Origin of the sequence: Corallococcus sp. CA049B, from assembly GCF_003611685.1 — a bacterium.
GTDB lineage: Bacteria > Myxococcota > Myxococcia > Myxococcales > Myxococcaceae > Corallococcus > Corallococcus coralloides.
The window spans coordinates 1-26,070 of the sequence record NZ_RAWC01000125.1 but is presented as its reverse complement, the minus strand read 5'-3'; the positions used below and the strand labels follow the sequence as shown (position 1 = coordinate 26,070).

At 69.9% G+C, this 26,070-nt stretch carries 25 protein-coding genes; 17 read left to right on the top strand and 8 right to left on the bottom strand.

Annotated features, from left to right (window positions below):
- A partial coding sequence (locus D7W82_RS40610; RefSeq protein ID WP_158617718.1) for a hypothetical protein occupies positions 1-976 on the top strand: 976 nt, incomplete at its 5' end.
- Positions 977-979: 3 nt separating this feature from the next.
- Here the strand turns inward: D7W82_RS40610 and D7W82_RS24570 are convergent.
- Together D7W82_RS24570 and D7W82_RS24560 are read right to left on the bottom strand one after the other, a co-directional pair.
- Positions 980-1,297 (bottom strand): hypothetical protein, encoded by a 318-nt coding sequence (locus D7W82_RS24570; protein WP_147439508.1) that lies wholly within the window; start codon positions 1,295-1,297, stop codon positions 980-982.
- Between the two features lie 157 nt (positions 1,298-1,454).
- Positions 1,455-2,642 carry a cyclic nucleotide-binding domain-containing protein gene (locus D7W82_RS24560; protein ID WP_120620674.1) on the bottom strand — a complete coding sequence of 396 codons (1,188 nt, stop codon included), beginning with the start codon at positions 2,640-2,642 and terminating at the stop codon, positions 1,455-1,457.
- Positions 2,643-2,787: 145 nt separating this feature from the next.
- Here D7W82_RS24560 and D7W82_RS24555 point away from each other — a divergent pair, with 145 nt between their 5' ends.
- The 4 genes from D7W82_RS24555 to D7W82_RS24540 all read left to right on the top strand — a co-directional run bounded on the left by D7W82_RS24555 (position 2,788) and on the right by D7W82_RS24540 (position 7,608).
- Positions 2,788-3,774, top strand: coding sequence for a Rieske 2Fe-2S domain-containing protein (locus D7W82_RS24555; RefSeq protein WP_120620673.1), 987 nt, complete (start codon positions 2,788-2,790; stop codon positions 3,772-3,774).
- The gene (locus D7W82_RS24550; protein WP_120620672.1) at positions 3,761-4,672 is read left to right on the top strand and encodes a fatty acid desaturase; all 912 of its coding nucleotides are present in this window, start codon (positions 3,761-3,763) and stop codon (positions 4,670-4,672) included. The genes D7W82_RS24555 and D7W82_RS24550 overlap by 14 nt, the downstream gene beginning before the upstream one ends.
- On the top strand, positions 4,669-6,195 hold the full coding sequence (locus D7W82_RS24545; protein ID WP_120620671.1) for a phosphatase PAP2 family protein: 1,527 nt from the start codon (positions 4,669-4,671) through the stop codon (positions 6,193-6,195). Before D7W82_RS24550 ends, D7W82_RS24545 begins: the two co-directional genes overlap by 4 nt.
- Before the next feature lie 102 nt (positions 6,196-6,297).
- A complete protein-coding gene (locus D7W82_RS24540; RefSeq protein WP_120620670.1) occupies positions 6,298-7,608 on the top strand; it encodes a DUF418 domain-containing protein in 1,311 nt (436 codons plus the stop codon).
- 60 nt (positions 7,609-7,668) lie between these two features.
- Here D7W82_RS24540 and D7W82_RS24535 read toward each other — a convergent pair whose 3' ends face one another.
- The gene (locus tag D7W82_RS24535) at positions 7,669-8,118 is read right to left on the bottom strand and encodes an SgcJ/EcaC family oxidoreductase (protein WP_233587912.1); all 450 of its coding nucleotides are present in this window, start codon (positions 8,116-8,118) and stop codon (positions 7,669-7,671) included.
- 693 nt (positions 8,119-8,811) lie between these two features.
- Between D7W82_RS24535 and D7W82_RS24530 the strand changes: the two genes are divergently transcribed.
- Together D7W82_RS24530 and D7W82_RS24525 are read left to right on the top strand one after the other, a co-directional pair.
- Positions 8,812-9,840, top strand: a complete 1,029-nt coding sequence (locus D7W82_RS24530) for a FadR/GntR family transcriptional regulator (protein WP_120620669.1) — start codon at positions 8,812-8,814, stop codon at positions 9,838-9,840.
- Positions 9,841-9,942: 102 nt separating this feature from the next.
- On the top strand, positions 9,943-11,211 hold the full coding sequence (locus D7W82_RS24525; RefSeq protein WP_120620668.1) for a type I restriction enzyme HsdR N-terminal domain-containing protein: 1,269 nt from the start codon (positions 9,943-9,945) through the stop codon (positions 11,209-11,211).
- Positions 11,212-11,224: 13 nt separating this feature from the next.
- Here D7W82_RS24525 and D7W82_RS24520 read toward each other — a convergent pair whose 3' ends face one another.
- Together D7W82_RS24520 and coaA are read right to left on the bottom strand one after the other, a co-directional pair.
- Positions 11,225-12,217, bottom strand: a complete 993-nt coding sequence (locus D7W82_RS24520; RefSeq protein WP_120620667.1) for a cysteine synthase A — start codon at positions 12,215-12,217, stop codon at positions 11,225-11,227.
- 17 nt (positions 12,218-12,234) lie between these two features.
- Positions 12,235-13,188: a type I pantothenate kinase gene (gene coaA, locus D7W82_RS24515; RefSeq protein ID WP_120620679.1), complete on the bottom strand. Its 954-nt coding sequence runs from the start codon at positions 13,186-13,188 to the stop codon at positions 12,235-12,237.
- 511 nt (positions 13,189-13,699) lie between these two features.
- On the opposite strand from coaA, the gene D7W82_RS41765 reads away from it, so the two are divergent.
- The gene (locus D7W82_RS41765; protein ID WP_233587911.1) at positions 13,700-13,936 is read left to right on the top strand and encodes a hypothetical protein; all 237 of its coding nucleotides are present in this window, start codon (positions 13,700-13,702) and stop codon (positions 13,934-13,936) included.
- 164 nt (positions 13,937-14,100) lie between these two features.
- Positions 14,101-15,108 carry a hypothetical protein gene (locus D7W82_RS24505; RefSeq protein WP_120620666.1) on the top strand — a complete coding sequence of 336 codons (1,008 nt, stop codon included), beginning with the start codon at positions 14,101-14,103 and terminating at the stop codon, positions 15,106-15,108.
- Between the two features lie 12 nt (positions 15,109-15,120).
- Here D7W82_RS24505 and D7W82_RS24500 read toward each other — a convergent pair whose 3' ends face one another.
- Positions 15,121-16,407: an AAA family ATPase gene (locus tag D7W82_RS24500; protein WP_120620665.1), complete on the bottom strand. Its 1,287-nt coding sequence runs from the start codon at positions 16,405-16,407 to the stop codon at positions 15,121-15,123.
- A gap of 33 nt (positions 16,408-16,440) precedes the next feature.
- The gene (locus tag D7W82_RS24495; protein WP_120620664.1) at positions 16,441-17,136 is read right to left on the bottom strand and encodes a glutamine amidotransferase; all 696 of its coding nucleotides are present in this window, start codon (positions 17,134-17,136) and stop codon (positions 16,441-16,443) included.
- A gap of 236 nt (positions 17,137-17,372) precedes the next feature.
- Between D7W82_RS24495 and D7W82_RS24490 the strand changes: the two genes are divergently transcribed.
- The 7 genes from D7W82_RS24490 to D7W82_RS24465 all read left to right on the top strand — a co-directional run bounded on the left by D7W82_RS24490 (position 17,373) and on the right by D7W82_RS24465 (position 24,409).
- Positions 17,373-18,458: a M35 family metallo-endopeptidase gene (locus D7W82_RS24490; protein WP_120620663.1), complete on the top strand. Its 1,086-nt coding sequence runs from the start codon at positions 17,373-17,375 to the stop codon at positions 18,456-18,458.
- Between the two features lie 90 nt (positions 18,459-18,548).
- Complete coding sequence (locus D7W82_RS24485; RefSeq protein ID WP_199727822.1) at positions 18,549-19,184, top strand: protease; 636 nt, start codon at positions 18,549-18,551, stop codon at positions 19,182-19,184.
- A 114-nt stretch (positions 19,185-19,298) separates the two neighbouring features.
- A complete protein-coding gene (locus D7W82_RS24480; RefSeq protein ID WP_120620662.1) occupies positions 19,299-20,405 on the top strand; it encodes an isopenicillin N synthase family oxygenase in 1,107 nt (368 codons plus the stop codon).
- Positions 20,406-20,477: 72 nt separating this feature from the next.
- Positions 20,478-21,761 (top strand): MFS transporter, encoded by a 1,284-nt coding sequence (locus tag D7W82_RS24475; RefSeq protein WP_120620661.1) that lies wholly within the window; start codon positions 20,478-20,480, stop codon positions 21,759-21,761.
- Positions 21,762-21,946: 185 nt separating this feature from the next.
- The gene (locus tag D7W82_RS40605; RefSeq protein WP_158617717.1) at positions 21,947-22,120 is read left to right on the top strand and encodes a hypothetical protein; all 174 of its coding nucleotides are present in this window, start codon (positions 21,947-21,949) and stop codon (positions 22,118-22,120) included.
- Positions 22,121-22,164: 44 nt separating this feature from the next.
- Complete coding sequence (locus D7W82_RS24470; protein ID WP_233587910.1) at positions 22,165-22,731, top strand: class I SAM-dependent methyltransferase; 567 nt, start codon at positions 22,165-22,167, stop codon at positions 22,729-22,731.
- A 46-nt stretch (positions 22,732-22,777) separates the two neighbouring features.
- Positions 22,778-24,409 carry a fumarate hydratase gene (locus tag D7W82_RS24465; RefSeq protein WP_120620660.1) on the top strand — a complete coding sequence of 544 codons (1,632 nt, stop codon included), beginning with the start codon at positions 22,778-22,780 and terminating at the stop codon, positions 24,407-24,409.
- 29 nt (positions 24,410-24,438) lie between these two features.
- On the opposite strand, the gene D7W82_RS24460 is transcribed toward D7W82_RS24465, so the two are convergent.
- A complete protein-coding gene (locus D7W82_RS24460) occupies positions 24,439-25,497 on the bottom strand; it encodes a type IV pilus twitching motility protein PilT (protein WP_233585749.1) in 1,059 nt (352 codons plus the stop codon).
- Positions 25,498-25,748: 251 nt separating this feature from the next.
- Here D7W82_RS24460 and D7W82_RS24455 point away from each other — a divergent pair, with 251 nt between their 5' ends.
- Positions 25,749-26,042 carry a FruA-associating protein, FapA gene (locus D7W82_RS24455; RefSeq protein ID WP_120620659.1) on the top strand — a complete coding sequence of 98 codons (294 nt, stop codon included), beginning with the start codon at positions 25,749-25,751 and terminating at the stop codon, positions 26,040-26,042.
- Positions 26,043-26,070: the final 28 nt, after the last annotated feature.

The window sequence follows — 26,070 nt, the reverse complement described above, 5'->3', positions numbered from 1 at the left end:
GCCCACTGCGGCCCCCTCCTCCGCCCGGCTCACCGTCACCGCCGTGCACGATGGCGACGTGACACTCTCCGCAGGGGCCCTGGCCGGCCTGGGCGAAGGCACCCGCGTCCGCGTGCGCACGCAGGACTCCCGAGAGGTGGTGCTGAAGGTCATCGAATCGCGCGAGGACACCGCCATCGCCCGTCTGGGCCGCGGTGAGAACGTGCGCGTGGGCGACATCGCCGTCGTCACCGACGCGCCCGCCACCGCGCGCCTCTTCTTCCCTGAGCCCGGCGTGCCGCGCCTGCGCTACGGCTTCCATGCCCGGCCTTTCCTCGCGCTGGACGCGAGGACGCGCGAGGGCAGGTCCGCTCGCGCGGGCGGCCTGCTGCTGGATGCGTTCATCGCGTGGCGGCCCGGGGACCTGCCCCTGGTGCTGAGCGCGCAGCTGGATCCCGTGGGCTTCGGCCTGGGTACCGGCCTGCGCCACTCGCCGGGCTCCGCGTACGTGGCCGCGGCCTACTCCACCGACTTCCTGGAGGTCGGCATCGGCGCGGGTGCGCTGTTCGGACAGAAGGAGTGCAGCACCCTGTTCGACTACGACCCCAACACCTACGAGCCCATCAACCCCAGGACCGTGTGCGACTCCAACGCGGGAGTGTCCTTCCAGCAGGTGCTGCGGCTGGGCGCGCTCGACGGGTTCCACCTCGCGTGGAACTCCGCCATCCTCTCGCGTGACAACCAGTTCCGCTTCGGCTCCGGACGCGGCGAGGTCCAGGTGCCCCTCACGCCCAGCCTCTCGCTCTTCGGCGCGGGCGGCGGCTCGGCCAGCGGATGGAATTTCGGCGAGCTGGGCGTGCGCAGCTTCATCAAGGGCACCGGCGGCGCCGGCACCACCGTGCTCTCCGCCAGCCTGGGCGTCGTGTCGCTGTCCGACGGCACCGGAGAGGCCCTCACCGGCCCCTCCATCGCCATCGGCATCGAGCGCCGTCCCTGAGCGTCAGTGGCCGGACGCCATCGACGCGGAGAACTCCTCCGGCACCATCGCGCCGGAGATGGGGAAGTCCTTCGGCGCCCGCTTCCACGCCTTCCCACCCGCCGGGCGGACAGGCCCCCGGGGCAGCTGCCCCAGGCTGATGAGCGTCAGCGACACCAGGCCCAGCCCCACGGCCCCCGCGGCCAGTTCGTCCACGAGGCCCACCCGGCGAAGGCCGCCCACCCCCAGGAGCGGCAGCGCGGCGATGGGCATGGCCACCCACGCCAACCACGTGCGCCAGTTCGCGCGGGCCTGTTGCCTCAGTGCGTCGATTGAAGCCATCGGGGCATCCTTCCGGACAGGGAGGTTGTCCAGGAGGATGGGGATGGACCGGGGTCCGGTGAAAGGCCCCCTCGTCGCGCTCGCCTGCCTCCTCACGGGCGGGGCTGGGGTGCTCGCATGACGCCCCGGCGGGTGACGGCGGCCGCAGGCCCCGCGTTCAGCCGCTCAGCGCCCGCACGCGCGCCGCGAGGTTCTGCGTGAAGAGCCGGTAGATGTGCAGCGAGGCCGCGTCGTGCGTGGCCAGGAAGTGCTGGAAGCTCTCGCGGGTGATGCGCAGCGCGCGCACCGCCGTCTTCGCGCGCACGTTCGCGGACACGGGGCCGTCCTGCACGAGCGAAATCTCCCCCAGGAACGAGCCCGGCCCCAGCGTGTTGAGGTGCCGCGCGTTGGACTCATTGCCGGAGAAGACGTCCACCGTGCCCTCCAGCAGCACGAGCAGCCCCGTGCCGGGAGCGCCCTTCTCCAGCAGCACCGTGCCCGGCGTGACCGTCACGGGCCGAGCCAGGCGGTACAGGTCCTTCATGTCCTCCAGCGGCAGCTCGCCGAAGATGGGAATGGCCTTGAGGAAGCGGTAGCCGCTGGCCTCCGGCACGGTCGAGCCCGCGGCCAGCCGCGCGAGGAGCGCCTCCGCCTCCACGTCCAGGCCCATGCGCCGCAGGAGCCGCGCCTTCTCCGTCACCAGCACCGGATCCGCGCGCAGGTGATCGGAGCTGCTCAGCGCGTCCGCCAGCACCGCGAGCGCGCGGTGCGTGAAGCCGCCGGCATCCAGCACCTTGCAGGTGCGCAGCACGGCTTCGACGTAGCGGGGATCCTCCGCGAGCACGCCGCCCAGGGCCTCGGCCTCCGCGTGGGCCTGTCCCAGCTCGTGGTAGAGGTCCGCGGCCTCGAAGGGGCGGCCCAGGCGGACCAGGCAGTGCGCCATGGACTCGCGAGCGCCCAGGCCCCGGTAGACCTCCAGCGCGCGCTCCAGCGCCCCGCCCCGCTCGAAGGCCGCCGCGGCGCGCTCCACCTCGCCCGCGCGCAGGTACGCCTCCGCGGCCGCCACGTGCTGACCGCCCTGGGCGTACAGGTCCGCCACGGACACGTCGTCGCCGCTGCCGTCCAGGAGCCGGGCCGCGCCCGTGAAGTCACGCGCCCGGCGCAGCACGTCCACCAGCCAGTGGCGCTCCTTCACCGTCCCCTGCGCGGCCTCCTTGCGAAGCCGCTCGCGCTGCGCCGCGCCCAGCTCCTCGTAGAGCTGGGCCGCGCGTTCCGGCTCGCCTTGCGCCGCCAGGGACTGCACCACCTGGAGCGTGCTGCCCCGCAACGAACCGCCCCGACTGTTGCCCGCCGTATCGCCTGCCATGTCACACGTCCCTTCCCAGGCCCACCCCGTCGGGGCGGCGCGCCCGGTTCCGCCAGCGCCTGACTAACCAGGAACCCGGGCGTAAAGCCAGTCTCGACCGTCCCCCCCGTGGCCCTGGAGACACCGGGTCCGGTAGGGTCCGGGCATGGTTGTTCCCGTCCTGGCCGGGGTGGCTCCGGACCGTCTCCCCGGGCCCTCGCGCCCTCGCTCCTGGTACCTGGTGGCTCCGTCCGCGGCCCTGCGGCCCGGCCACGCGATGGGTGTTCAGGTGGGTGGCCAGGAGGTGGTGGTGTTCCGGAGCCAGCAGGGCCGGGTCCACGCCCTGTCCGCGCACTGTCCGCACCTGGGGGCCCACCTGAAGCACGGCACCGTCCAGGGAGAGCTGTTGCGCTGTCCGCTGCATCATTGGAGCTTTGACGGAGGGGGCCGCTGCCGGGCCGTGCCCGGCCGGAGCGACGTGTCCGCCCTGCCAGGGGCCCGGACGTGGCCGGTGGAGGAGCGCTTCGGCGGGGTGCTCGTGTTCAACGCCCCCGAGGCGCTGTTCCCCCCACCCGACCTGGAAGGTGGGGAACACGTCTGGAACGTGGGGCCACCGGTGACGGTGGGCTGTCCGTGGCTGCCGCTCGCGGCGAACTCCTTTGACCTGGACCACCTGCGCACGGTGCACCACCGGGAGCTGTGGGACGCGCCGGTCTGGGACACCCCGGACCGGTACACCCTGCGGCTGCGCTACACGTCGCGAGTCATTGGCACGGGCGCGAGCGACCGGCTGATGAAGGCGCTGTCGGGCAACCGCATCCGGGTGGAGCTCACGCTGCACGGCGGGACGTTGCTCTCGGTGAAGAGCGACCTGGGCCGGGCGCGGGGGCTGCTGCTCGCGAGCCTGACGCCGGTGGCGGAGGGGACGTCCGTGCGGCTCGCCGTCGCGGCGAGGCGGGGGCGGATTCCGGGCGCGGCGGCGCTGGTGCTCGGGGTGTCGCGGTGGCTGTACGCGTCGTTCCTGCGCCGGGACCTGTCCGTGCTGGACGGCATGCGCTTCAACGTCGCGACGGCGACGGCGGACCCGGTGATGCGCCAGCTGCTCGACTTCGCGGTGGGCCTGCCCGAGGACGGCGACGATGCGCGCCGATGACGCTCCGCCGATTCCCGCCGCGCTCAACGCGGTGCTGCTCGTCGCGGCGATGGGCTCGGGGGCGCTGTGCCTGTGGACGGCGTCGCACGGCGAAGCCCTCTGGGTGCGGCTGGTGGCGGCCGGGGTGTTCTCCTACGTGAACAACACGGTGTTCTCGCTGTTGCACGAAGCGACGCACGGGGTGCTGCACCCTTCGCGGCGGCTCAACGACATGCTGGGCCGGCTGGCGGCGACGTTCTTTCCCACGTCGTTCACGTTGCAGCGCGCCTTCCACCTCACGCATCACCGGTACAACCGCTCGGCACGCGAGCAGTTCGACTACCTGCACCCGGGAGACCACCGCTTCCTCAAGTATGCGCAGTGGTACGTCATCCTGACCGGCGTCTACTGGCTGTTCGTGCCGCTGGGGGCGCTGGTGTTCGCGCTCGCGCCGGGCCTGCTGCGGAGGCTGCGAGGCCCGGGCACGCGCTACGGAGAACAGACCGGAGCGGACGCGTACCTGGGGCGGCTGGAGGATGCACCCGGGATGGCCATCCGCGCGGAGGTGTTGGGGATGGTGGCGGTGCAGGCAGGGCTGGCGTACGCGCTGGATTTAACGCTCGTGGGGTGGGCACTCTGCTACGCGGCGTTCGCGGTGAACTGGAGCTCGCTCCAGTACGCGGACCACGCGTGGTCGCCGCTGGACGTGCGCGAAGGCGCATGGGACCTGAAGGTCGCCGCGCCGGTGCGCTGGGTGTTCCTCAACTACCACTACCACCGGGCGCACCACCGGCACCCGCAGGTGCCCTGGCTCTACCTGGGCCGCTACGTGGACGAGACCGTGCCCCGGCCATCCTTCCTGGGCATCTGGCTGTCCATGTGGCGCGGGCCCCGGCCGTTCCCGGAGCAGCCGGAGTGAGCGCGTCCGATGGGAAGGAAGCGTCCACGGAGGGCCCGCTCTTCGGCTGGCCCGCGCGCGAGGAACTGAAGCGCACGGGCGCGATGACGCTCGGCTTCGCGCTGTTCTTCCTCGCGGTGTACGGCGGCGCGAGCTGGGTGACGGGCTTCTATTCCGGCGGCCTGCGCGTGGACCTGCCCATCGAGCAGCACATCCCGCTCATGCCTGGCTGGGCCGCCGTCTACGTCAGCATGGATGTGCTGTTGCTCCTGTCCCTGTTCATCTTCCGGACGTGGAGACAGATGCTCCCCTTCGCGCTGGCGTTGTGCGCGGAGACGGTGCTGGGAGCACTCTGCTTCCTCGTCCTGCCGGTGGAGGTGGCGTGGCCGCCGCGCGCCGTCACTGGAGTCTGGGCATCCATCTTCCAGGCCGCGGACACGATGAACCTGGAGCGCAACTACCTGCCGTCGCTCCACGTCGCCTTCGCCTGCACGGCGGCCCTGGCCTACCGCGAGCGTTCAGGCCCGGTGGCGAGCACCGTCTTCGCCCTATGGGCCCTGGCCATCGCGGCGTCCACGCTGCTCATCCACGAGCACCACCTGGTCGACGTGGTCGCGGGAGCCTTGCTCGCCTGGGGCACGTGGCGTGTCGTGGCGCCCCGGGTCCGGAAGGAAGCCTTCCTCGAAGCCGTGCGGGTGGAGGCCCTCTGCGTGAGGGAGATGTACCGCTTCGCGCGCAGGCATCCGCGTTACGGGCTCATCGCGCTCGCGCTGTATCAGCAGTCCCTGGGACGCTGGCGCAAGGCGCGAAGAGCGCGAGCGGGGTTCTGCTTCCTCCAGGTGGTGGATGACGTGCTGGATGGAGACCGCCCCGTCGAAGGCGAACCGCTGGATGCCATCGACGCGCTCCTGCGCACGCTGGAGACCGGAGCGCCTGGCCCCGCGACGGAGTTCCATGACACCGCGGTGTCGCTGGGCCGGGTGCTGCTCACGGAGCTGACCGACCCGACGGCTCGCGAGCAGGTGTTCGAACTGATGCGCACGATGCGCCGGGACCGCGAGCGGGTGCTCGATGGTCGCTGGTGGGACGCGGCAACGCTCCAGGCCCAACTGGGGAACACCTTCCGTCTATCCGTGAGCCTGATGCTGCACGTCGCGGATGCACGGGTGCGAGCAGATGACGCGCCTTCCCTGCTCGCGGCATTGGGTTGGTGCTCCGTGATGCGCGACCTGCGCGAGGACCTGGCGCAGGGGCTCTTCAACGTGCCCGCAGACGTCGCCGCGGAGGTGCGCGCCCAGGGACATGTTCCCGAGGACTTCGATTCACTGCTCACGGCGCAGGCCGGCCGGGCCTGGGTGCGCGGCGAGTACCAGCGAGCCCGCGCGCTGTTGGACCGCTCCGCGAAGGAGCTGGCTCAGCTGGAAGGCAGGCAGGGTGTCGCGCTGCTGCGCCTCTTCCACAGGTCGGTGGAAGCCTTCTGGGCCCGGAAGCTGCCGAGTCGCATGCCCTTCCTGCGCGAAGCGCCGGTGCTCGAAATCTCCTGAGTTCTTCACGCACGGTCATCCTCCATGCGCGTGGGGTGAGGCCGCGGAGGAGGACGTGGTGCATGCGTTGACGCGAAGCGGACGGAGGCATCTGCTGGACGCATGTCCGACTCCGCCCCTTCCGTTTCCAGCGCCCGTCCGGTGGATGTCTCCGAACGGCTGCCGCTCCTGGACGTGCTGCGCGGCTTCGCGTTGTGGGGCGTCTTCGTGTCGAACAGCTTCGCCTGGTTCAGCGGCCGGGTCCTGATGCCGCGAGAGCAGGCCCAGTCACTGGCGGCGCCGCCCTTCGAGGCGGCCGTCACGGCGCTCTACCACTTCTTCGTGAACCAGAAGTTCGTCACGCTGTTCGCCTTCCTCTTCGGGCTGGGGTTCTCCATCCAGCTGACACGCGCCGAGTCACGAGGAGCCTCCGTCGTCCCGGTGTATTCACGGCGGCTGCTGGTGTTGTTGGGCCTCGGGGTCGTGCATCTCACGGCGCTCTGGGCGGGAGACGTGCTCTCCACCTACGCCCTGCTGGGCTTCGCGTTGCTCCTCTTCCGCGACCGTTCGGACCGGACGCTGCTGGTGTGGGTAGGCCTGTCGGTGGTGGTGGTGCCGTTGCTGGTGCCAGCGCTCCTGCACTTCGGACCCATCCTGCTGCACGGAGCGCAGGCGGCGGCCGATGCCGCGAAGGCCACGGAAGCCATGGAGGCCCAGACGCGGGAGCAGTTGCTGCTGGGACTCCAGAGTGACTCGCTCTGGACGACGCAGGCCGCGAACGCGCACTTCCTCCAGTACATGCTGCCCACGCTGAAGCGGCTGCTGTGGATGATCTTCATCTTGGGCCGGTTCCTGCTGGGGCTGCTCGCGGGCCGGCACCTGTTGCTCCAGGACGTGGAGCGCCACCGCGCCTGGCACCGGAAGATGCTGGGCTGGGGTCTGGTGCTGGGCGTGCTGGGAAATGGCGCGGGAGTGGTGGTGCAGCACCTGCGGCTCGCGGGGGTGCTGGACCCGTCGAAAGCCCACTGGATGTTCACCCTGTCCGCGATCCAGGAGATGGGCTACCTGGGCCTCGCCGCGGCCTACGTGGCAGCCTTCGCCCTGCTCTTCCAGAAGGAGCGCTGGCGCAAGTGGCTGGGCGTCCTTGCGCCGGTGGGGCGCATGGCGCTCACCAACTACCTGATGCAGACGGTGGTGAGCCTCTGGCTCTATGACGGTTGGGGGTTGGGGCTCATCGGCAAGCTGCCGCCGTCACGCTGCGTGGCGCTGACCCTGCTGGTGTTCGCGCTCCAGATTCCACTGAGCCGCGCCTGGCTCTCGCGCTTCCGCTTCGGTCCGGCTGAATGGCTGTGGCGCTCGCTCACCTATGGCCAGCGCCAGCCCATGCGGCTCGCGCTCAAGCCGTCGCCGGCCGGCGTCCCCGACGCCCGATGAAGAACCCCGCGCCGAGCGCGGCGACCGCGACCAGTGCACCGAAGCCCAGGGCTGCGTTCTTCACCTTGGTGAGCAGGGGTTGTCGAACACGTTGGTGGAGTAGTGGAACGCGGCGATGAGCCACCGGTCGCCCTCCTTCACCAGGGTGCAGGTCCACCGCCCATTGACGACGAGGTCCGTGCCGTCGTTCAGGATGTAGTGGTCCAGCGACGAGCCATACGCGACGCCCGAGTTGCCATAAAGGCGCGTGAGCGCATCCACGTCGAACTTCGCGGTGACCTTCTTCACGACGCTGTTCGGGCCGCCCAGCATCTCCGCGTAGTACGCGCGGATGGCGTCCTTCCCCACGCGAACGTCGTTGTTCATGGTGGAGAACACGACGTCCGGATGCAGGTGCGACAGCAGCCGGTCCAGGTCCTGCTTGTTGAGCGCGTCCTCCATGTCCTGCTTGATGGCACGCAGCGCCTGATGCGTCGCTTCATCGCCAGAAGCCACCGCCGCCGGAGCCACGGCATCCTGAGCCCCCGACACAACGGGGACCGCGACGAACAGCAACGTCAGGAGACCTACGAGCCGGGTGCGCACCATCGAAGCTCCATGAAGGAAGAGGACGGCGGGCATCCTAAGCAGGTCGGATGAGGTTCGTTAACAAACCCGTCGACTCAAGGGTCTCCATGATGACGCGCGCCTCACGAACCGCGGGGGAGGATCGCGGCGGCGTGCATGCGCGGAAGGCCGGGTGGGGCCAAGGAGGGATGTCCCCACCCGGGACCGGCTCCCTCAAAACCTGTCCGACAGTCGGACATGTCTCCGCCGCAGGAGCCCGAGAGCGCACCGGTCCAACAGGGGCGCAACGCAATGCGCACGCAAACGCCAACCAACATGGTGCACGAATAGAAGCGTCCGCCCGGGCCCGGTTGCCTCAAAACCTGTCCGACAGTCGGACAGGTCTCCGCCGCAGGAGCCCGAGGCCGCGCCGGTACTGCTGGGGCGCGACGTCGTGCGTGCGCGGATACCAAGGTGGTGCACGCACAGGGGCGCCCGCCCGGGCCCGGCTGCCTCCAAACCTGTCCGACAGTCGGACAGGTTTGCGCCCCATGCGGCCCGGGGGCGCGCCCGCCTGGCAATCGGCGCGGAGGGTGGGCCCGCGCGTCCATGTCAGACCCCTGTGGTTGGATGGCGATGCTGGAACGAGGAAGGGGAATGGGGATGGAACGGCGAGGACTCGTGGCCTATGTGGAGGCGCAAATCGAGCGCGATATCGCGCTGGGGCGGCTGCACCCGAGCGGGCAGTTTGGTTCGGAAGCGAAGCTGGCGCGTCGCTATGAGGTGTGCCGGGGCACCATCCGCGAGGCGCTGCGACGGCTGGCGGCGCGCGGCCTGGTGGTGCAGCGCTCCGGACGCAAGACGCGCGCGGTGGCGCTGGATGAGTCGCTGACGCTGGAGAACCTGGGCCTGGCGCTTCATGACGCGAGCAACCCGGATGCCCGGTGGCTCCTGGAGGGCTACTTCAGCCTCAAGCGGCAGGTGCTGATGGAGCTGCTGGCCGATTGCTGCGCGAGGGCCTCGGACCTCGACCTGGACCGACTGGGAAGTACGTGCTTCCAGCTCCAGGACGCGGCGCACTGGGAGCCGGGGGCAACCTGCGTTCAGGTGGAGTTCGAGCTGCTGCGGCAGGCAGCGCGGGTGGCGGCGCGTCCCGGCCACGTGCTCCTCGTTCAGTCCCTGCAGCGGGCATTCCTGGGAGGCGCAGCCCAGTTGATGCCGCTCATGGGCGGAGAGGCGCTGCGCGCATGGGCACTCTGCGTGACGGCAATCCTGCACGAGCGCGACGTGCAGGCACTTCAGCAAGAGCTGCCGGCACTGCTGAAGGCGCGCGACGACCGGGTGCTGGACGCCTTTGCTCCGGCGCCCCCGGTACCTGCGGCCCCCGAGGCCCCATGCGCCCAGGAGGTCGACCTCGGCGCGCCCGTGCCAGCCACCGGCCAGGACGATGCACTGGGGAAAACCTTCAGCGTCGATGAAGGCGCCGTCGGTCGCGTGACTCCAGCCGCCGCACAAGACGAGACGCGGGAGGCATCCCCCTGCGGCGAGGAGCGTGGCCTTGACCATCTGGCTTCATCCGATGAGCCGGACGATGCGCCGGAGGCACAGGTCCGCGTGGAGGAGAATTCGCCGGGAGGACGTGACGGGCGCCCTCCAATCCCTCTTTGGCCCCCGGATAACCCATAGGAGGTATGGCCAAACACAGTCCAACGGACTGTAGTCCTGGACGTCGCCAGTCTGTTCTCACTGCTGGCACGGCCCGGGCTCGATGGGTTGCAGGGGGATACCGTGGACGCGAATCAATTGCTGGAGCTGGTCAAGCGCTATCAGGATTCCAAATCCTTCATCTCCAACGAAGAGACCGCCAAGCTGGCACTGGTGGTCCCCTTCATCCGGCTGCTTGGCTACGACCCCGGTCTTCCCCGGGAGGTTCGCCTCGAGTACGCGGCGGACTTCGTCCAGGGCGACGGCAAGAAGCTGCCGGACCGCATGGACTTCGCCATCTTCGACCAGACGGGACAGAAGCCCCTCATCGTCATTGAAACCAAGCCCCTGGGCACCGACCTCAAGTCGCGCGCCCAGCAACTGGCCCGCTACCTCGCCCAGCTCCCGGAGCTCCACTTCGGCATCATCACGGATGGGTGCCACTACCTGTTCTTCGGAGACCTGGAGAACCCCAACGTCATGGACCCGGAGCCCTTCTTCACGTTCTCCCTGGAGGACACGAAGTCGGACTGGACCAAGGTCGCGAAGTTCCTTTCCAAGTTCAGCCGCGAATCCTTCAACGCCACGACGCTCATCACCGACGCGGAGAACAGCCGCTACCGCCAGGGGATGATCGACAAGCTGTCCGCCGCCCTCAAATCCCCCGGCGAGCACGAGGGCTTCCTCAAGTGGCTCACCGAGGACATCTACAAGGGGAAGCGGACGACCGCCGTGATGGAACGCCTCGCGGAGGTCGCGAAGGAGGCCATCGAGCCCACCCTCCTCCGAGTCATGGGCGACGACTTCCTCGACAAGCTCAAGGAGCGCATCCAGCGCCTGAACGAAGGCACCGAGGCCCCCGCCGCCAAGGACGGGCCCAACGTGGTGAAGGCGGACAGCGCGAAGCCTTTCGACACGGAGCCCCGTGCCTCGGGTGACGACAAGACTCGCGTCGCCATGGAGACCACCGAGGAGGAACTGGCCTTCTTCGGCGTCGTCCGGGACATCTGCACCAAGAACGGTCACGCGGCGGAGGATGTCCTCTACCGGGACACCTCGAACTACTTCAACGTGTCCTACAAGAAGCCCACGAAGTGGTTCGTGCGGTTCTTTGGCAATGGCAAGCGCAAGTGCATCGCCACCTGGGCCCCCGTCGAAGAGGCGAAGACGCTCGCCGCGGGGTTCGAGGTCGAAGCGTCCCCCGCGGCGTTCGGTATCAGTCGGGTCTACATCCAGACGATTCCAGAGGTGTGGGCGCTCAAGGCCCTGGTCGCCCGGAGCCTGGAGCTGTCCCTCACCGCCAAGGAGGAGGCGCCCTCGGAGCCCGCGCTCCGGGTGGTCGCCAGCCCGTAGCGGCCCTGCTGACTCAGAGCGCCGGCAGAGGCTTCACCGTGAGCCCCTTCGACGCGAGGAACTCCGGGTTGAACACCTTGGAGGCGTAGCGGCTGCCGTGGTCGCACAGGAACGTGACGATGCGCAGGCCCTGCCCCTGGTGCTTGCGCGCCACCTCCCAGGCGGCCCTCACGTTCAGGGCCGCGGAGGTGCCCACCACCAGCGCGTCCTCTCGCGCCAGGTGGTAGAGCATCTCCAGCATGTCCTGGTCCTCCAGGCGCATCGCTTCATCCACGCGCGCCTGCCGGAAGTTCTCCGTCAGCCGCATGATGCCAATGCCCTCCGTGATGGAGCTCCCCGCCGTCTCCAGCTTCCCCGTGCGCACCTGGCAGTAGAGCCCCGAGCCCGGCGGATCCACCAACACCACGCGCAAGGCCGGGTTCTTCTCCTTCAGGTAGCGGCTCGTCCCGGACAGCGTTCCGCCGCTGCCCACCGAGGCCACCAGCACGTCCACCCGGCCCTCGGCCTGCTCCCAGATTTCGGGCCCCGTCGTCTCGTAGTGGAAGTCGCCGTTCGCCGTGTTCTCGAACTGGTTCATCCACGCCCAGCCGTTCTCCTCCGCCAGCACCCGCGCCTGGTGGAAGAAATGCGAGGGATTGGAGAACGGCACCGCCGGCACCCGCCGCACCTCCACGCCCATCGCCTCCAGGTACTCGTATTTTTCGCGCGCCTGGTTGTCCGGCATCGTCACCACCACGCGGTAGCCGCGCTCGCGCCCCAGAAGTCCCAGGCCAATGCCGGTGTTGCCCGCGGTGCCTTCGACAATCGTGCCGCCCGGCTTCAGCTGCCCCGAGGCCTCCGCGCGTTGGATCATCCCCTTGGCGGCCCGGTCCTTGATGCTCCCGCCCGGGTTCATGAACTCCGCCTTGGCGACGATGTCACAGCCCGTCCGGCGGCTGAGCGAACCCATACGCAACAGCGGCGTGTTCCCCACCGCGTCCCAGAGCGAACCCATTCGTGGCGCCATGTCTGTCCTCCCCCGAACTACAGCTTGCGCATCCGCACGCGGCGGACCTTGTGGTCGTTGCCCTTCACCAGGATGAGCCTCGCCCGTGAACGCGTGGGCGCGATGTTCTCCGCCAGGTTCGGCCCGTTGATCTCCGCCCACACCGACGCGGCCCGGGCAATCGCCTGCTCTCGCGTCAACTCGGAGAAGCGCCGGAAGAAGGACCGCTCGTCCCGGAACGCCGTCTCCCACAGGCGCAGGAAGCGCTCCACGTACCAGTGGCGGATGTCCGTCTCGCTCGCGTCCACGTAGATGGAGAAGTCGAAGAAGTCCGACAGGAACGTCTGCGGCAGCCGCCCGCCCTCCACCGGCCCCGTCTGCAGGACGTTGAGCCCCTCCAGGATGAGGATGTCCGGCTGCCGGATGGACTGCGCCTCCTCCGGCACGATGTCGTAGACGAGGTGCGAGTACACCGGCGCCGTCACCTCATCGCGCCCCGCCTTCAGCTCCGCCAGGAAGCGCACCAGCGCGCGCCGGTCATAGCTCTCCGGAAAGCCCTTGCGGTTCATGATGCCCCGCTCGGCGAGCACCCGGTTCGGATAGAGGAACCCGTCCGTCGTCACCAGCGCCACTCGCGGATGATCCGGCCAGCGCGCCAGGAGCGCCTGGAGGATGCGCGACGTCGTGCTCTTGCCCACCGCCACGCTGCCCGCGATGGCGATGATGAACGGCACCTTGCGCACCGAATAGCCCAGGAACGCCTGCTGCGCCGCCCACAGCGACTGCGCTGACGCCACCTGCAGGTGCAAGAGGCGCGACAGCGGCAGGTAGACGTCCTCCACCTCTTGGATGTCCAGCCGGTCCCCCAGGCCTCGCAGCTTCTCCACCTCTTCCGCAGTCAACGTCAGCGGCGTGGAGGCCCGGAGCTCACGCCACGCGTCGCGGTCCAGGTCGACGTACATCGATGCGGCGCGGGGCTTGGTCACGGACATGCCCCCCAGCTTGAACCAGACCACCCCGGATCCGGCAAGTGAAGGTAACAACAGGTCTTCCCTGCGATCCTTGACAGCAAGACTTTCTCGCCACCAACGTGCCCGTCCGCAACCCGGTCGCGCCCGACGGACACGGGGGCACTCCGCCCTCCTGGAGCCCGTCCCTCCCCGAGGTCCCCGCGTGGCCCCCCTCTCCGCTCCCGCCCTCGTCGCCACGGGCCTGCTGCTCGCCGCGCCCCGCGTCCACGCCCAGGCCGCGGAGCCGCCGGTCATCCATCTCTCCGAGGAGGGCTTCACGCTGTCGTCCGCGGACAAGGCCTTCGTGCTCAAGCCGCGCGGCCAACTCCAGGGGGACGGACGCTTCTACCCTCCAGGGCCTGGGACTGGGCATCGCGGTGACGCGCGGCCTCCCGTTCGGCACCGCCACCAACACCGGGCTCGCGCCCTTTCGCAGCACGGGCCAGCTGATCATCTTCAGCTATCTCAACACCGGGGACACCGGTGAGACGCGGTGGCGGCGCGCGACCACGCGCTGGCCCTGGACGACGCGGCCTTCCCCCGCTTCGCCAACCCCGCTCGGTCGGTGAGCTCGGCGAAGGGCTTCGGCGTCGCCACGACGTTCGCCTTCAACCGGCGGGTGCGCTTCGCCCTGAACTTCCACCGCACGAACTACGTGGGCGGCGCCCCGGACGGCGGCGACCGCGCCCCCGAGAACGTCCTCCTGTCCCGCTTCCAGCTCACGTTCTGAAGCCCCCCGCCCGCGAGCCGTGAACAGTGGGTGACGCCGGGTGTCATCCAAGGCTTCGTCCTGGTGCGTCTTGAAGCGCCCACGTCAGGTGCACGACGCTCCCGCCGCCCGCGTCGGGTGGCCCTGCCCGGGGGCCGCTCCCGCGGACTCCGCCGAGAGGACGCATGCCCGCGAACGTGTTCCCGCAGCGCCCGACGCCTGTCCGCACCCCGTCCCTGTCGAAGGCGCTCACGCGCGCCGCGCTGCTCGCCCTGCTGGGCCTGGGCGCGCCCGTGGCCGCGCAGCAGCCCCAGTCGCCCATCACGGAGGACGTGCCGCCCCCGGCGCTGCCACCCCTGCCCGACAGCCGCGTCTACTTCACCACCCTCAACGTGGTCCGCTACAACCCGCTGGGGCTCGAGTCGCAGAACCGGCTCGTCTACCAGAAGCGCCTCTTCGACAGCCCGTCCCTGCTCCTGCGCGACACGTACGCCAGCGCCGGCGCGAGCCTCAGGCTGAGCCCCGCGTTCTTCAAGCTGGGGCCCGTGGTGGAGCTGCAGCCGCTGGCGATCTTCAACGTCCGCGCCGGCTACGAGTACGTCCAGTTCTTCGGCACCTTCGGCAGCGTCCAGTCGTACCCGGACTCCTTCCAGCCCTACGACGACGACCTGCGCAGCGCGACCAACGACACCGCCTATGGCACCTCCGGACACCACTTCTTCGTGGAGCCCATGCTCCAGGCGAAGGTGAAGTCCCTGGCGCTGCGCTCGAAGCTGGCCATCGAGTACTGGAACATGTCGCTGCGCGACGGCGGGACGCGCGGCACGTTCTACGACCCGACGCTGGACACGCTGGTGCCCGGCAAGGGCTGGGTGCTCGCCAACGACACGGACCTCCTCTGGCTGGCCGGGCAGTGGACGCTGGGCGCCCGGCTCTCCGCGGTGTGGCCCCGCTACGACGAAGACACCAGCGCGGTGGAGCCGCTGCCCGGACGAACGCCTCCCACCAACTCGCACGTCCGCGTGGGCCCGCTCGTCGCGTATGCCTTCGACACGAAGCCGGGCGGCCTCATGGGCAAGCCCACCGTGCTGCTCATGGCCGGCTGGTACCTCAAACATGAGAACCGCATGAACGCCATGCCCTACCTGCTGGGCGGCTTCTCCTTCACCACGGAGCTGCTCTCCGGCCGCTGACCGCCCTCGCGCTCACCCGAACCCCTGGGCGCGCAGCACCGCGCCCAGCGGCACGGTGCCCGCGCGGTACGCGTCGAACCACCGCGCGGCTTCGTCCGGCGTGGGCTGCGTCCACCGCCAGCTCCCGGCCCCTCCCCCCACCTCGCAGCGGATCAACGACGTGCGCAGCTGCTCCGCGTGGGTGAACTCCAGCTGCTCCAGCAGCAGCGGGTTCTGGCTGGTGACGAAGGCCTGCCGCTCCCCCATGTCCCGCACGCACGCGCGCACCAGGTCCGGGTGCAGGCCGTCCGCCAGCTCGTCCGCGACGACGAAGGCTTCGTGCACGTCCAGGTAGTAGAGGAAGGACAAGAGCCGCTTCTGGCCGTGCCCCAGCTGCTCCTGCGCCACCGGCGTGCCGTCCGGCCGCACGAACGCGAAGCGGAAGCCGCTGAAGCCCAGCCGCCCGCCCTGGGACAGCGGCGTCGTCTCCGTCACGTCCACCGTGAGCGTGCCGGAGGCAAACCCCGCCAGCGTCACGAAGCGCGCGAGGAAGCCCTGGGGCAGCGCATCGTGGCGCAGGAGCAGCGACGGGGGCACGGGCTCGCGCTCCACCTGCTCGCGCAGCCAGCCCGGCATCCACGTGGGCAGCGCCATCAGCCCCAGCGGAAACAGCTCCTCCCCGCGCTGCTCCATCGCGTAGCGGATGGCGCCGATGCGCTCGAACATGCCCAGCGCTTCGTCGAAGCGCGGCGGCGCCAGGAGGAACGTCTCCCGGAGCAGGTCCTTCAGCCGGTCCTTCACGCCGCGCTCCAGGTACTGCGCGGCCATGAAGAGCAGCGTCCACACGGACCGGTCCAACACCGACCAGTGCATGCGCTTGGAGAAGCCCGCCGCGCCCGCCACCTCGCACGCGAAGCCGGTGGCGCTGGCGCGCATCACGAGCCGCGCGTCCTCCGCCGCGTCCCACCGCACCGTCGCCACGATGGACGGCATCAGCCCGTGCGCCAACGCCCCCGGAGGCAGCGCCAGGGCATCCCCCGGTCCGCCCTCCCCGGCCGTGGCGGGCAGCGCCGCGGGCGGCTCGTTGCGCACGGCCACGTCCACCGTCAGCGCGTCGAAGCGCAGCGCGTAGTCCAGCGCGAACGACTCCCGCAGCAGCCCGGAGAAGTCCGAGCACAGCGCCGCGGACACCAGCTCCAGCAGCGTCGTGCGCCCGCTGCCCGTCGCGCCCACCACCACGTTCAAGGCAGGGCCGAACGTCAGCACCGTGTCCGGCGCGAGCCCGCGGTAGTGGTGGACGTGCAGGCGGGTCAGCTTCATGGCGTCCGGCCCTCCCCTTGCCTTGGACGGCTGTCAGCGTAGGCCCTTCGCCAGCTGATGCGCGAGCCGGTGCAGCAGCTCCGTGTTCTCCGCCTCCGCCGCCTGGAGCTTGGGCAGCTGCGCCCTCAGCGCCGCCACGTCCTTGCCCCGGGTCACCAGGTCCTCCTCCTCCAGCTCCAGCCAGCGCCCCAGCTCCCGAGCCGTCAGCTCCAGGTGGAACTGGAAGCCATACGACCGCCCCAGGCGGAAGGCCTGCTGCGTGTACCGGTCCGTGGACGCGAGCAGCGTCGCGCCGGGCACCGGCGTGTACGTGTCCCCATGCCAGTGCACCACCGCCGTGCGCGGCTTCACCCCCGCCACCACCGGGTCCTTCAGCGCGTCCTGCGTCCAGCGCACCGGCCCCACCCCCACCTCGAAGCCGTTCTTCCCTGGCGACACCGTCGCGCCCGCCGCCGCCGCCAACAGCTGCGCACCCAGACACACGCCCACGCACGCGCGGTCATTCGCCAGCCGCTCTCCCAGCAACGCCAGCTCTTCATTCAGGAACGGATGGGCGTCCGCCTCGTACACGCCCATGGGCCCCCCCATCACCACCACCAGCGGCGCGTCCACGTCCTCGCGCTTCACCGTCCGGAAGCGCCGCACCAGCGTGAAGCCCGCCGCCTCCAGCGCCGGCCCCAACAGGCCGGGCCCCTCGTGCTCCTCGTGCTCGAACACCACCGCGCGCATCGTCCGCCACCCCTTCCCTGTGTCTTTGTAGGTGCCACACGCAACGCGTGCCGCGTGAAGACTAACGCTCCAGGCCACGTCTGGCCGCGACGCGCCGTGAACCCGGATAGTCGGCAGGCATTTATTTCACAGTATTTCGTGCCATCATCAGCGGGCCCGGTTTCCCCTATAAGCATGCATCCCCGGGCATTCCCCTTGGGTGTTTTCGTCGCGTCGTTTCCGAAAGGAAGTTCCTCGTGAGCAAGAGCCTTCGCGGTTTCAAGTGGCTGATGGGCACGGTGGTCGGCGTCTCCCTGCTGAGCGGTTGCGGCGCTCCTCCGGCGGAGGGTGAGTCCACCCCGGCCGAGGCCACGGAGCAGGCCCAGGGCGCCCTGACGGCGCAGGTCACCGCGGGCAAGGCCTCCATGGCCGCCAGCGAGCGCGTGATGGTGGAGGTGACGCTGACCAACACCTCCTCCGCGCCGGTGACGCTCTACAAGTGGGACGCGCCGGGCGAGGGCCTCAACGAGGGCCGCCTGTCGGTGTCCCGCGACGGCCAGCCGGTGGAGTACACGGGCGCGCACTTCAAGCGCGTGCAGGGCCGCGCCGAGGACCTCATCACCCTGGCCCCCGGCCAGAGCCTCTCCGGCCCGGTCGTCGTGTCGGACGCGTATGATCTGTCCGTCTCCGGCACGTACACCATCCGCTACGAGCTGGAGGCGCGCGAGGGCGTGGCGGCGCTGTCGTCCAACTCGGTCAGCCTCTTCATCGAGGGCCGCCGCAACAGCCGCGAGGAGGCCGAGGCGATGCGCCAGGTGACGGCGCAGGGCCTGTCCTACTCCGGGGCCTGCACCAGCTCCGAGCAGACGACCATCACCAACGCGTACAACAGCGCCAAGACGTACTCCAACAACGCGTACACGTACCTGAGCGGCACGCCGTCCGCGACCAGCCGCTACACCACCTGGTTCGGCACGTACTCCAGCACCAACTGGAACACCATCAAGACGCACTTCAACAGCATCAAGAACGCGTTCGCGAACGCGGCGGTCGTCGTGGACTGCAGCTGCAACGAGAGCGGGACGTACGCGTACGTGTACCCGTCCTCGCCGTACAAGATCTACGTGTGCGGCGCCTTCTGGAGCGCCCCCAACACGGGCACGGACTCGCGCGCGGGCACGCTGGTCCACGAGATGAGCCACTTCACCGTCGTGGCCGGCACGGACGACTGGGCCTACGGCCAGACGGCCGCGAAGAACCTGGCCAAGTCCAACCCCACGCGCGCGCGTGACAACGCGGACAGCCACGAATACTTCGCGGAGAACAACCCCTCTCTGCCGTAAGGTGACGCGGGACCGTTGACTTCGGGGCGCGGGCCACCTGGGCTCGCGCCCCTTTTCTTTTCGCCGTACGCACTCAAGGAGCGTCACGTGATGGGCCTGGGACGAAAGAACCTCGCATGGCTCGCGGTGCTCACCGCCGCCGGTGTCACCGCCTGTACCCCGAAGCCCGCGGAAGCCCCCGCGCAACAGCAGGCCCCCGTCGCCGCGCCGCCGCCTCCCGCCGCGCCCCCGCCGTCCACCGAGCCCAGCGCCGCCGAGCCCACGAAGGAGCCCGCCGCCGTGAAGACCCCGAAGCTGGAGTGCGCCCTCAGCGTCCACCCGAAGGCGAAGGCCGGCGAGCCCATTGAAGTCCTCTTCAAGCTCACCAACCGCTCGGAGTCTCCCGTCTGGGTGCTCACGTGGCAGACGCCGCTGGAGGGCATCCTGGGCACCGTGTTCGAGGTGACCCGCGACGGCGAGGAGCTGCCGTACCAGGGCCCCATGGTGAAGCGCGCGGCCCCGTCCGCGGACAGCTACGCGGCCATCGCCCCGGGCGCCACGGTGGAGAACACGGTGGAGGTGACGCAGGCCTGGGACTTCAAGAAGCCGGGCACCTACCGCATCACCTTCCGCGACGCGCTGATGGACGTGGCCACGCGCAAGGAGGACGTCCCCCGGCCGGGCGGCGACTACCAGTCCACCCCCGTGACGTGCGCTCCCGTGGACGTCACGGTCGCCGCGCGCTGAGGGGCGCCGTGAGGCGGTAGGGGGCGCTTCCAGGATTTCCCCGGAAGCAGGAGGGGCATGCAGGCACGGTCCCCCTCCTCAGCCGGGCCCGGGCGCGATACACCTGGGCCCACCATGGCGGACACCCCCACGATGAACATCCCGACGGTCGACCTCTTGGACCTGGCGTCGGGTGAACCGGCGCGCCTGGAGCGCGCGGCGGCGGCCCTGCGCGAGGCCTTCGGCGTCTTCGGCCTCGTGTTCGTGAAGAACCACGGCGTGGACGCGCCGGCGCTGGAGCGCTTCTACGACGCGTTCTCCGCCTTCGTGGCCCGCCCGGACGCGGCAAAGCGCCCCCTGGGCCGCGCGGACCTCTGGTACCAGCGCGGCTGGACGCCTCCCAACACGGAGGTCGCCGTCGCCAGCAACGGGCAGCCGGACTTCAAGGAGTGCTACTTCGCGGCGCCCACGCCCACGGACGCGCAGTCCGCCATGGAGTTCCCGGAGCTGTACCCGGAGAACATCTGGCCGGACGACGCGCCGCCCTTCTTCCAGGAGGGGCTGCTCACCATGGGCACCGCGCTGCACGAGGCCGGCCTCAAGCTCCTGCGCGGCGCCGCCCTGGCGCTGAACCTGCCCCGGGACACCTTCACCGCCGCGTGCGAGAAGGCGCCCCACGTCACGCGCGCGCTCCAGTACCTGCCGCTGGGCCCCACCCAGGTGAACACCGGCATCCTCTGGGGCGAGGAGCACACCGACTTCAACCTGCTGACGCTCCTGCCCGGTGGCCGGTTCCTGGACCCGGAAGGCCGCCCCGCGCCGAAGCCGGATGACCAGAGCGGCCTGTACCTGCGCACGCGCGCGGCGCCGGACGCGCCCAACGGCCACATGGTGCGCGGCACCGCGCCCGCGGGCTGCATCGTGGCGCAGGTGGGCCAGCAACTGGAGATCCTGACGGGCGGCACGTTCCTCGCCACGCCGCACGTCATCACCGCGCCGGGCGTGCCGGGGTGGCAGCGCCAGTCCGCCGCGCACTTCATGCACGTGCACACCAGCCAGGTGCTCTTCCCGCTGCCCGGCTTCCGCACGCCGGAGGCGGTGGCCAACTACGCGCCGCCGGTGCTCGCGGGCACGTACGACATCAAGACGCTGGTGGACATCGGCCTCGCGCCGCCCGCCGCGCTCGACAAGCTGGGCTACCGCCACTACGACCGGCTGAACCGGATGCGCGCGACCTCATAAGCCGCGCCGGGGCCCGGGCGCCCCTTGTGGCTGGCGGAGGGGGACGGGCTGCGTTACAGCGCGGCCACCCCCATGGCCACGCCCTCCGTCCTCGCCACGTCCATCTTCCGTTACCGCGACTTCCGGCTGTACCAGGTCGCCCGTCTGTGCGCGGTGCTCGCGGCGCAGATTGAGTCGGTGGCCATCGGGTGGCAGGTGTACGAGCTCACCGGGAGCGCGCTCGCGCTGGGCTACACGGGCCTGGCCCAGTTCGTCCCCTTCCTCGCCTTCAGCCTCTTGGGCGGACAGGTGGCGGACCGGTACGACCGCCGCCGCATCCTGGCGCTGTGCCAGGGCGTGATGATGGTGTGCAGCCTGCTGCTGCTGTCCTTCACGCTGGGCCACTTCGAGGACGTGCGCATCGTCTACGGCATCTTGGTGCTCTTCGGCACCGCGCGCGCCTTCTACGCGCCCGCCGGCTCCGCGCTCACCCCCTACCTGGTGCCCAAGGAGGAGCTGACGCGCGCGGTGGCGGTGAACTCCATCACGTGGCAGGTGGCCACCATCTCCGGCCCCGCGCTGGGCGGCCTGCTCTACGGCTGGCTCGGCGGCAAGGGCGTCTACATCACGTCCGCGTCGCTGTGCGCGCTCACCATCGTGTGGATCCTCTCGCTCCAGGTGCGCACCGGCAGCGCGTCGCGCGAGCCCATCTCCTTGCAGACGCTGGTCGCGGGCCTGCGCTTCGTGCGCCAGAAGCGGATGCTGCTGGGCAGCCTCACCCTGGACCTCTTCGCGGTGCTGCTGGGCGGCGCGGTGGCGCTGTTGCCCATCTACGCGCGCGACGTGCTGCACACCGGCCCGTGGGGCCTGGGCCTCTTGCGCAGCGCTCCGGCCGCGGGCGCCGCGGTGGTGGCGGTGCTGCTCACGTTCCGTCCGCTGGGGCGGCACGCCGGGTGGAAGATGTTCGCCGCGGTGACGGTGTTCGGCGCGGCCACGCTGGTGTTCGGCGTGAGCACGTCCCTGCCCCTGTCGCTCGCGGCGCTCGCCGTTGGCGGGGCCGCGGACATGGTGAGCGTGGTGGTGCGCCACACGCTGGAGCTGGTCTCCACGCCGGATGACATGCGCGGCCGCGTGAGCGCGGTGAACCTGATGTGCATCGGCGCCTCCAACGAGCTGGGCGAGTTCCGCGCGGGCTCGCTCGCGGAGGCCCTGGGCGCCGTGCACGCGGTGGTGATTGGCGCCGTGGGCACGCTCGTCGTCGTGGGGCTCTGGGCCTGGCTCTTCCCGGAGCTGCGCGGCGTGGACCGGCTGGAGTCCGCCGCGCACCGCCCGCCCCCACCCGAAACAGACGCCACCGAGTCCGCGCCCTCCGTCTGAGGCCTCCCGGGCGCAGGGTGAAAACCATGGCCCTTCGAAGGTTTGACGCCGGGTGTGGCGGCTGTTGCCTGGAGGGCCACCTGCCGACGGGGCTTGTAGCCAGGAAGGACACAACCGGGGCGCTCCGGCCCCCACCTCCCGAGGAGGGTCGCCGGTGGTATGGTCCGTGCTTGGACTCACGTCCCATGGCGTACTACTTCCACGTGCTGGCACTCTGTGTAGGGGCCGCGATGTGCCTCGTGTTGGGCCGGGCGCTCATCGAGCCTGACGCGCCCGCCCCTGCCCGCGTCAGCCCTCCGCCGGAATCGAGCGCGCCCCGGGTGGTCCGCGCGGAGGCCAGCCACCCCCCTCGCAAGTAGGGCCCCACGAAAGGGCGCTCCCGCGCGATGATGCGCGCCTGACCGTGAGCGCGACCGGCTCCCTCCTCCTGCTCCTGCTCTTCTGGGCGGTGCCCCTCGTGGGGGTGCTGTCCATCGTCGTCTCCACGCTGCGCACCGGCGCGCCGCCCATGCCCAGCTCGCCCCGGGTGCGGCGGGCGCTCCTGGCCATGCTCCCGGGGGACACCCGGGGCACGGTGGTGGATCTGGGCTCGGGCTGGGGCGACGTGGCCTTCAACCTGGCGGACCACTGCCCCCAGGCGCGCGTCGTCGCGTACGAATTGTCCTGGCTGCCGTGGCTCTTCAGCCGGCTGCGCCAGCGGCTCTTCCCCCGCGGAAACCTCACGCTGGTACGCGGGGACTTCTTCGCCGCGTCCTTCCAGGACGCGACCTGCGTCGTCTGCTACCTGTCCCCGGGCATCATGACGCGCCTGGCGCCCCGCTTCGCGGCCGAGCTGCCGCCAGGCGCCCGCATCATCAGCCACACCTTCGGGCTGCGCGGCTGGACGCCCGTGCGCAGCGTGCGGCTCCAGGACCTCTACCGCACGCCTGTCTACCTCTACGAAGTGCCGCCAACGCGCGCCGCCCCGTGAGTAGAGTCCCCGCCCGTCCACCCCTTCTCGAAGAGAACCGCCCGCGATGAGTGACTTCCAGTTCCAGGACATGCTGCCGCTTGGCAAGGACGAGACGCCCTACCGCCTGCTCACGAAGGAGGGCATCTCCACGTTCGAGGCGGGCGGACGCAGCTTCCTCCAGGTGGAGCCAGAGGCGCTCACGCTGCTCACCCGCGAGGCCATGCGGGACATCTCGCACCTGCTCCGGCCCAGGCACCTCCAGCAGCTCAACAACATCCTCAAGGACCCGGAGGCGTCGCCCAACGACAAGTTCGTGGCGCTGGAGCTGCTCAAGAACGCGAACATCGCCGCGGGCGGCGTGCTGCCGTCCTGCCAGGACACCGGCACCGCCATCGTGATGGGCAAGAAGGGCCAGTACGTCCTCACCCGCGGCGGCGACGAGGCGGCCATCTCAAAGGGCGTGTTCGACACGTACCTCACGGCCAACCTGCGCTACTCGCAGATGGCGCCGCTGGACATGTACAAGGAGGTCAACACGGGCAACAACCTGCCCGCGCAGATCGAGCTCTACGCGACCGATGGCGACGCCTACAAGTTCCTCTTCATGGCCAAGGGCGGCGGCTCCGCGAACAAGAGCTACCTCTTCCAGGAGACGAAGGCCGTCCTCAACCCGCAGAGCCTGCTCGCGTTCCTGGAGCAGAAGATCCGCTCGCTGGGCACCGCCGCGTGCCCGCCGTACCACCTGGCCATCGTGGTGGGCGGCACGTCCGCGGAGTTCGCGCTGAAGACGGCGAAGTACGCCTCCGCGCGCTACCTTGATTCGCTGCCCACGTCCGGCAACGCGCTGGGCCGCGGCTTCCGCGACGTGGAGCTGGAGCAGGAGGTGCTCAAGCTCACGCAGCGCACCGGCATTGGCGCGCAGTTCGGCGGCAAGTACTTCTGCCACGACGTGCGCGTCATCCGCCTGCCCCGCCACGGCGCGTCCTGCCCGGTGGCCATCGCCGTGTCGTGCTCCGCGGACCGCCAGGCGCTGGGCAAGATTACGCGTGACGGCGTCTTCCTGGAGGCGCTGGAGACGGACCCCGCGAAGTACCTGCCGGAGACGACGGACACGGACCTGTCCGGCGACGTGGTGAAGCTGGACCTGAACCGCCCCATGAGCGACCTGCGCGCGGAGCTGTCGCGCTACCCCATCAAGACGCGCCTGTCGCTGTCCGGCTCGCTGGTGGTGGCGCGCGACATCGCGCACGCGAAGATTAAAGAGCGCCTGGACCGGGGCGAGGGCATGCCCCAGTACCTCAAGGACCACATGGTCTACTACGCGGGCCCGGCGAAGACGCCGGAGGGCTACGCGTCCGGCTCCTTCGGACCCACCACCGCGGGCCGCATGGACGCGTACGTGGATCAGTTCCAGGCGGAGGGCGGCAGCTTCGTGATGCTCGCCAAGGGCAACCGCTCCCCGGCCGTCACGGAGGCCTGCAAGAAGCACGGCGGCTTCTACCTGGGCTCCATCGGCGGCCCCGCGGCGCGCCTGGCGCAGGACTGCATCAAGAAGGTGGAGGTGCTGGAGTACGCCGAGCTGGGCATGGAGGCCGTGTGGAAGATCGACGTGGTCGACTTCCCGGCCTTCATCGTCGTGGATGACAAGGGCAACGACTTCTTCGCGAACATCAATAAGCCGTCCGCGAAGAAGTAGGCCTCGCAGTCACCTTCCGGCGCGTGCTCTCAGTCGAACTCGAGCGCGCGCTGGAAGTCCGCCGGGTTGGAGGCCGCGCTCTGCGCCGTCTCCAGGGTGATGTCGCCCGCGCGGTACAGCTGGGTCAGGTGCTGATCGAAGGACTGCATGCCGAACATGTCGCGGCCCTTCTCGATGACGTCCTTCAGCTCCGCAGCGCGGTCGTCCCGGATGTACTGCTCCACCGTCTTCGTCTGCACCATGATCTCCAGCGCCACCGTGCGGCCCTTGCCGGTGGCCCTGGGCAAGAGGCGCTGGGAGACGGTCGCCTTGAGCGAGTCCGCCAGGCGCATGCGCACCATGGTCTGCTCCTCCGCCGGGAACACCGACACCAGGCGGTTGATGGTGCGCGACGCGTCCGTCGTGTGCACCGTGGAGAGCACCAGGTGGCCCGTCTCCGACGCCTTCAGCGCGATGTCGATGGTCTCCGTGTCGCGCATCTCGCCCACCAGGATGACGTCCGGGTCCTGACGCAGCGCCGCCCTCAGCGCGATGGCGAAGTTCGCCGTGTCCGGACCAATCTCCCGCTGGGAGATGGAGGACTTCACGTTCTTGTAGATGAACTCGATGGGGTCCTCGATGGTGAGGATGTGCAGGCTCTCCGTGTGGTTGATGTGGTTGATCATCGACGCCAGCGTGGAGCTCTTGCCGGAGCCCGTGGCGCCCGTCACCAGCACCAGCCCGCGCTCGTTGCCGGCGATCGTCTTCAGCACCTGCGGCAGGCCCAGCCCGTCGATGCTGGGAATCTCATCCGGGATGATGCGCAGGATGCAGGCCAGCGAGCCGCGCTGCCGGTAGATGTTCACCCGGAAACGCGCCACGCCCGGAAGGCTGTAGGACGAGTCGCACTCCTGCACGCTGTCCACCTGCGCCTTCATCAGCGGATCATTCATCACGTGCATGGCCACCTGCTTCGTGTGATCCGCTTGAAGCTTTTCCATCTTCAACGGCCGCAACACGCCGTTCACCCGGTAGATGGGCGGGTCGCCAGGACGGAAGTGGATGTCCGAAGCCCCGTTCTGGACGCCAACGGTGAGCAGCTTGTTCAAGGTGTTCAGGTCCAGGTAATCCCTCTCACTTCACGAATGGAGCGGAGGATTCTAGGAGAAGGGCACCCGCGCGCTCCATGGTTGCAATGTGGGAAGCATTCCCCAGCCTCACTGTACGAAGTTTTCCCGCAAATCAAGGAATGCGAGTACCCCGGGGGATGAAGGAACTGTCCTCGACTGCTCACCAGTGGCCGTCTTCCTGCCCGGGCGGCCCGGATGCCCTGCCCCAAATCCGTGGCGAACATCCGGGCATGAACGCACAAACCGAGCAGGCCCCCCACTCCGAAGAGCTGTCTTCCGCTGACTACGCCGCCCTGGAGGTGTGGGATCCCACCCAGGTGGTGATTACGCCGCGCATGGCGGCCCGGCTGTGGCTCCAGACGAGCCTGCGGCTGACCCGCGCCCAGAAGGAGCTGCACGACGCCATCTTCGCCAACGACCTCAGCGAAGCGGCGAAGGACCGCTACGCCGAGGCCCGCGCGGAGCTGGACTCGGCGGAGGCGTGGGCCCTGCACGTGGCCCGCAACATCCCGCGTCACCGGTAGTCACGACGGACCACCTCCTCCCCCCGGA